At 44.6% G+C, this 6,353-nt stretch carries 2 protein-coding genes; both read right to left on the bottom strand.

What is annotated here, in order from left to right; all coding sequences use genetic code 11:
* Positions 1 to 95: 95 nt before the first annotated feature.
* Complete coding sequence (locus tag QT973_RS15775) at positions 96 to 1,424, bottom strand: response regulator (RefSeq protein ID WP_333055391.1); 1,329 nt, start codon at positions 1,422 to 1,424, stop codon at positions 96 to 98.
* A gap of 5 nt (positions 1,425 to 1,429) precedes the next feature.
* Positions 1,430 to 5,902, bottom strand: a complete 4,473-nt coding sequence (locus tag QT973_RS15770; RefSeq protein ID WP_333391669.1) for a PAS domain S-box protein — start codon at positions 5,900 to 5,902, stop codon at positions 1,430 to 1,432.
* Between the last annotated feature and the right edge of the window lie 451 nt (positions 5,903 to 6,353).

The raw sequence follows: 6,353 nt of genomic DNA, 5'->3' as shown, positions 1-6,353 counted from the left end.
CCCGCCCGTCCACTCATGACGGGCGGGACGCCCATCCCACTTTCAAGAGTGGAAGTTATTTAATTCTCATTCCTAAGAGACATTGTACCAGGAAACTAAGCAGCTTTACAAGCTTGCTGCCGAATAGGAATTTCAATGACGAATTCTATTCCCTTTCCTAATCCAGGCTGGCAGTATAATCTGCCCCCATGCTTTTCAACGATAATTTGGTAACTGATAGATAACCCCAACCCAGTTCCTTTACCGATAGGTTTCGTGGTAAAAAAAGGGTCAAATAGTTTCGGCTTTAAACTTTCGCAAACTCCCCGACCGTTGTCACTAATATGAATAGCCACCCAATTCTCATCAATTACTTTTGTAGCAATTTGAATGCGGTTCTTGTGTTGTTTCACTTCTGCAAAAGAACGCTGCTGATTCGATTCCTCTAAAGCATCAATGGCATTGGAAATAATATTCATAAACACTTGATTTAATTGTCCGGCATGACATTCTACTGGTGGAAGCTGACCGTACTTTTTTATTAATTCAATCTCAGGATGCTCTGGTTTTGCTTTTAAACGATGATGCAGGATGGTGAGTGTACTATCAATTCCTTCATGAATATTTACAGATTTCACCTCTGCCTCATCTAGGCGAGAAAAGATTCGCATAGACTTAACAATCTCCTGGATGCGCTGCGTTCCTAAGTTGATTGAGTTAAGAACTTTGATAAAATCTTCCTCCACAAATTCCAGTTCTATTTCATCCATTGCTGCTTGAATCCGAGGGGTGGGATTTACATAATCTTCTTGATAGAGATGTATTATTTTTAGTAAGTTGTGAGCGTACTCTTGGGCATAACCCAGATTGCCAGAGATGAAATTTATAGGGTTGTTTATTTCATGAGCAATCCCAGCCGCCATTTGCCCTAATCCGGACATCTTCTCGCTTTGAATTAACTTAAGTTGCAGTTGTTTTAAATCTTCATAGGCTTGGCTCACTTCTAAAACTTTTTGCTCCAATAATGTATTATTTTCTTCTAACTTCTCAGTTAAAACATGAAGCTTTAAATGCAGCTTGACGCGAGCTAATACTTCCTCCTGTTGGAAAGGTTTGGTAATATAATCTACAGCCCCAAGCTTAAAACCCTCAACTTTATTAGCCGTATCCGAGAGCGCAGTCATAAATATAATGGGAATCTGTTTAGTTTCTGGATTAGCCTGTAATCGACGACAGGTTTCAAATCCATCAATTTCTGGCATCATGACATCTAGCAAGATTAGATCTGGGAGAGCATATTTGACTCGCTCTAGTGCCATCTTTCCAGATTTCGCGACCCGAACTTCAAATCCTTCCTGACTTAAGGCATCAGATAAGACACCCAAGTTGGCTGAATTGTCATCAACTATAAGGATTGTACCATTTGCTTGAATTTCTGAATTCATAAACCTTACTTGTAGGACTGAATAAACGTTAAAATCTCTTCGTCTTGAAAGTCTTTTGCCATTTGATGCAATCTTTTAGCAAAGGGAATGTATTGGGGATCTATTTGTTCCAGTAATACCGCCTGCTTAACTATTTCTAGGAAATTTCCCTTCATAGCCAGTTCGTATAGCATTTCCATTTGTGTAGCAGGCGGGGGAATTAGCTCATCGGTGTCTGATGCGATCGCCTGTGGATCTTCATTAGCTTCATAAACCCATTCCAAATCCAGATACTGTTGTAATTTTTGCAGGAGCTCTGTTGCCTGAATAGGTTTGGGAATAAAGGCATTACCTCCTGCTTCTAAACTTCTGTATTGATCGGTTTCAAATACGCTGGCAGAAGAGACAATAATAACGGTGTCTTTGAAATTTTCCGATTCTCGAACCCGCTTAATCACCTCGAAGCCATCGAGTTCGGGCATTAATAAATCGGTAACAATTAAATCTGGCTGCACTTCTAGAATTTTTTCCCAGCCTTCCTGCCCATCGTTCGCTTCAGACACCTCAAAGCCGAGCGGACTGAGCAAATTGCTAATGACCGAACGGTTAGCCCATTTGTCATCAATAACCACAATCTTAGGTTGGCGGTGTTTGATGCCGATAATCTGCCCGCGATGGTCGATTTGAGATGTTTTAACCCATTCATCGGCTTGAGATAGATTGACATCAAACCAGAAAATACTGCCAACATTAATCTCACTTTGAACTTGAATGGTACTGCCCATTAGTTCTACAATCCTTTGGCTAATTGCCAGTCCCAATCCCGTGCCTTCCGTCTGCCGTCTGCGATCGCCTACCTGCTCGAAGGGCTGAAAGATAGCTTGGAGTTGATCCTGTGCAATGCCGGTACCTGTATCGCGTATTTCAAAGCGAATTTTTTCTTCTGTGGCAAAACTGACTATAAAAGTAACACTGCCCTCATCCGTAAATTTAATAGCGTTGCTTAAAAGATTAATTAAGACTTGTCGCAAGCGTTTTTCATCCGCACGAATCCCGATCGGCAGTTCGGGGCTTGATGGAAAATGAAAGTGAATTCCCTTTAGTTCAGCTCGGATACGACACATTTCTGCGACACCTTGCAGGAACGCCGGGAAATGAAAATCCGTGGGCATTAGTTCCACTTTCTGTGCTTCAATCTTCGACAAGTCGAGAATATCATTGATTAAGGTCAGTAAATGGGAACCGCACTGATAAATAACATCAATGCGCGATCGCTCTTCTTCATTCAAGACTTTGGAACGCTGAAGAATCTGCGCGTAGCCCATGATGCCATTAAGCGGAGTCCGCAATTCATGGCTCATGTTAGCAAGGAATTCACTTTTTGCCCGACTAGCTGCTTCTGCGGCTTCCCTGGCTTTTGCCATTACGAATTCCGCTTGTTTGCGATCGTGGATATCGGTGCAAGTGCCAACCCACTCCCGGATGCTGCCATCTTCATTCAGAATTGGCACCCCTCTAACTTGAAAATAACGATAGTTTCCATCCGCTCCGCGGAGTTGATATTCTATGTCATACAGGCTTCTCGTTTGCACTGCTTCGAGCCAGACTTGATTGGTTCGTTCGGAATCGTCCGGGTGAATTGCATCTAACCAGCCAAAACCAATTACCTCAGCTTCGGTTTGTCCGGTGTAAGCTCTCCAACTCGGTAGATCCGGGCATCTTCCTTCAGCATCCGCTGTCCAGACAATTTGGGATGTGGCAACTATTAGCGATCGATAGCGTTCTTCGCTTTGTTTGATAGCATCTTCTGCTTGTTTGCGATCGCTAATGTCATTATTAATTTCGAGTTGGGCACAAGGCTTTCCTTCCCCATCGCGCTGTAATGTCCAGCGACTTGCCACAATAATCTGCCGACGATCGCTGGTGGTGTGCTGCACTTCTCCTTCCCAACTTCCCTGCTGGAAAAACTCTGCCCTTACGATTTCTAACGGTTTAGGAAAGGCTGTTTCCAAGCAGGTGTGAATGTACTCCCCGACTACTTGGGCTTTTGTCCAACCATAGAGCTTTTCTGCACCTTGGTTCCAGTATATGATGCGGTCATCCATATCCCGAATAATGATACCATCGCTGGCTAAGTCTAGTATTTCTAGGGTTTGACGGAGTGTTTGCTCGACTTTTTTGCGATCGCTAATATCTCGTGTTGTGGCGATGATGCCCAGGATATTACCCTTAGCATCCCGCCAAGGAGCTTTTGTAGTAAAAAAAGTCCCGGTGGTCTCACCATGAAAGACATCTTCCTCGTAACTCTCAGTGATTCCTGCTGCCATGAGTTGGCGATCTTTTGCCATAATTGCACGGGCCGTGTCAGGCGGCAGTAATTCCAAATCATCTTTGCCGATGATTTCCTCAATGGGCTTGCCTATGAAGTTTGCCAAATTGGAGTTAAGGGCAACATGACGACCTTCCCGATCTTTAACGACAATGAAGTCTGGTGTACTTTCCAAAATAGATTTGAGCAGTGCATTACGATCGCGCAACTCTGCTTCCATTTGTTTGCGATCGTTAATGTTTCGTGCTATGGCGATCAGGCCGATAATATTGCCCTGAGCGTCCCGCCAAGGGGCTTTTGTGGTTAAAAAAGAAGTATTCTCTTTACCATTGAAAACCTCTTCTTCGTAGCTTTCAGTAAGGCCTGCTTCCATGATCTGGCGGTCTTTTGCCATTATTGCAACGGCGGCAGCCGGAGGAAGGAGTTCCGAATCATCTTTACCGATAATTTCCTCAATGGGTCTACCGTAAAAGGATTTTGCGACCTCGGAATTAAGGGCAACATATCGGCCTTCCCGGTCTTTAACCACAATTATGTCTGGCGTACTTTCCAAAATAGAGCTCAGCAAGACGTTGCGATCGCGCAGCGCAGCTTGCTGTTGGCGCAGAGCTTCTTCTGCTTGCTTGCGATCGGTAATATCTGTATTAGCCCCAATCCATTCCCGAATTGAACCATCCGCGTTCAGAATTGGGACACCACGACAACTCATGTAGCGATATTCCCCGTCATAGCGACGCATACGAAATTCAACTTCATAGAACGATCGATTAGCAACAGCAGTTGACCAGGCAGTGGCAATAGACGAGCGATCGTCTGGATGGATAGCGTTGAGCCCACCCCCTCCCTTGTAATCATCAAATGTCTGTCCTGTAAATGCACATAAAGTAGGTTGCTCGCTGGCCAATTCGCCCTCAGCATTAGCGATCCAAATAATTTGAGCGGTAGCTTCGATCAAAGAACGAAATCTTTCTTCACTTTGTTTCAGGACATCTTCTGCGATTTTGCGATCGCGAATATCCCGCGTAATAGTGGCAATTCCTATGGGTTCATTAGTCTCTGGATCTTTGATCAAAAATAGGGTGTAATCTACCGCGATGGGTTCACCTGTCACGAAATGTCTGAAGCGGAAATCACTCCGCCAACTTCCCTCTTGCATTATTGCAGGCATAATAAACTGCTGTACAAAGTCCAAATCTTCTGCCATGAAAAAGTCGTTCATGTGTTTGGTTTTGGCTTCGTCCAAACTGCTGAGTCCCACCAAATCCAGACCAGCCTGATTCACTAGCATCGGGCGACCATCCATTGAGGCAACGCCAATAAAGTCACGGCTGTTCTCGATCGTTGTAGCGAGCAATTGCCGTTCTTCCTCTGCTTTTTTGCGATCGCGAATATCCCGCGCAATAGTGGAGATAAACTCGACTTCACCCGCTGCGGTTTTGTGAACGATCAAAACCTGGGAGACTGGAATTTCTTCCCCATCGCATGACAAAAACAGAGTTTCACCAGTCCACCTACCCTCTCGCAAGGCGGTGGGAATTACTTCGTTGTGGAATTTTGCCGTTGCTGAGGGAGCTAACACAGAATCTATACTAAACGAAGCTCGTGCTTCCTCTGGGGACATCCCCAGCATTTCCTGTCCGGCTTTGTTGAGATAGACGCTATGCCCTGTCGTATCAGAAACTCCTACTAAGTCGGAAGTTGCTTCCAAAATGGCCGTCAGTCGTGCCTGCTTTTGTTCTGCCCGCTTGCGATCGGTAATTTCAATCACAAGGGCACCAACACCAAAAACCAGGTCATTTTCATCCCGCAAAGGATAGTAAGATGCTTGCCAGTAGCGCAGGAGGCCCGGTTGTCTCGGAGTTTCACCCACTACTTCATAGTCGAGAATTGGCTGGCCCGTATCCAGAATTTCTTGCAAAATTGGTCCCAGATTCGCAGCCAATTCTGGCAGCACTTCACACAGCGACCTACCAATATGATCTGCCACACAAATGCCATTGATCTCGGCCATAGCTTCGTTAATTTGGACGTACCGGAGTTGGCGGTCTAAAATCATCAGTCCGGCATTCGCAGCAGCAAAAAAAGCCTCGAAGTGAGCCTGTCGCCATACCTCTGCTGTTGTGCTCTCTTGCTGTGGCGGTTGGGTTTTCTCTGGTGGGAATTTGCTCATGTTGGCTCGTGCATTTCAGCTTTTATTCTAGAACTTCTGTCCAATTGTGCGATCGCAAGGTTTTCGTTGCCTCCAATTTGGGTACTGAATAAAACGTTCAGTAGCGCGACTATTAGGCTTTCAATCTGCGAGATATGTATCCCTTGCGACACTATGTTTTTTAATTATTCGGATGTATCGCCAAGTATTTCTATTTCTCATCAATTCTATTGCTAATCAATCCTATCGGTAGAACATTGATGACAACTTAACCTAGGGAAGCATTTGTCAATCAGTAATTATGCTCAGCCTTTACTCAGGTTTTGGGTGGACAACTTTGATTTGGGCGATCGAGCAATCATGTCTCGCGCCATATTGATGTCCACCTACCCTCAAATCGCCAATTTTCCACTCCTAAACAAGCAATATTTTAAGTAAAATTACGGATTGACAAATGCGATTAAGTTATATT

This window comes from Microcoleus sp. Z1_A1, from assembly GCF_036700305.1.
Classification (GTDB): Bacteria; Cyanobacteriota; Cyanobacteriia; order Cyanobacteriales; family Microcoleaceae; genus Microcoleus.
This window is presented reverse-complemented; position numbering and strand designations above follow the sequence as displayed.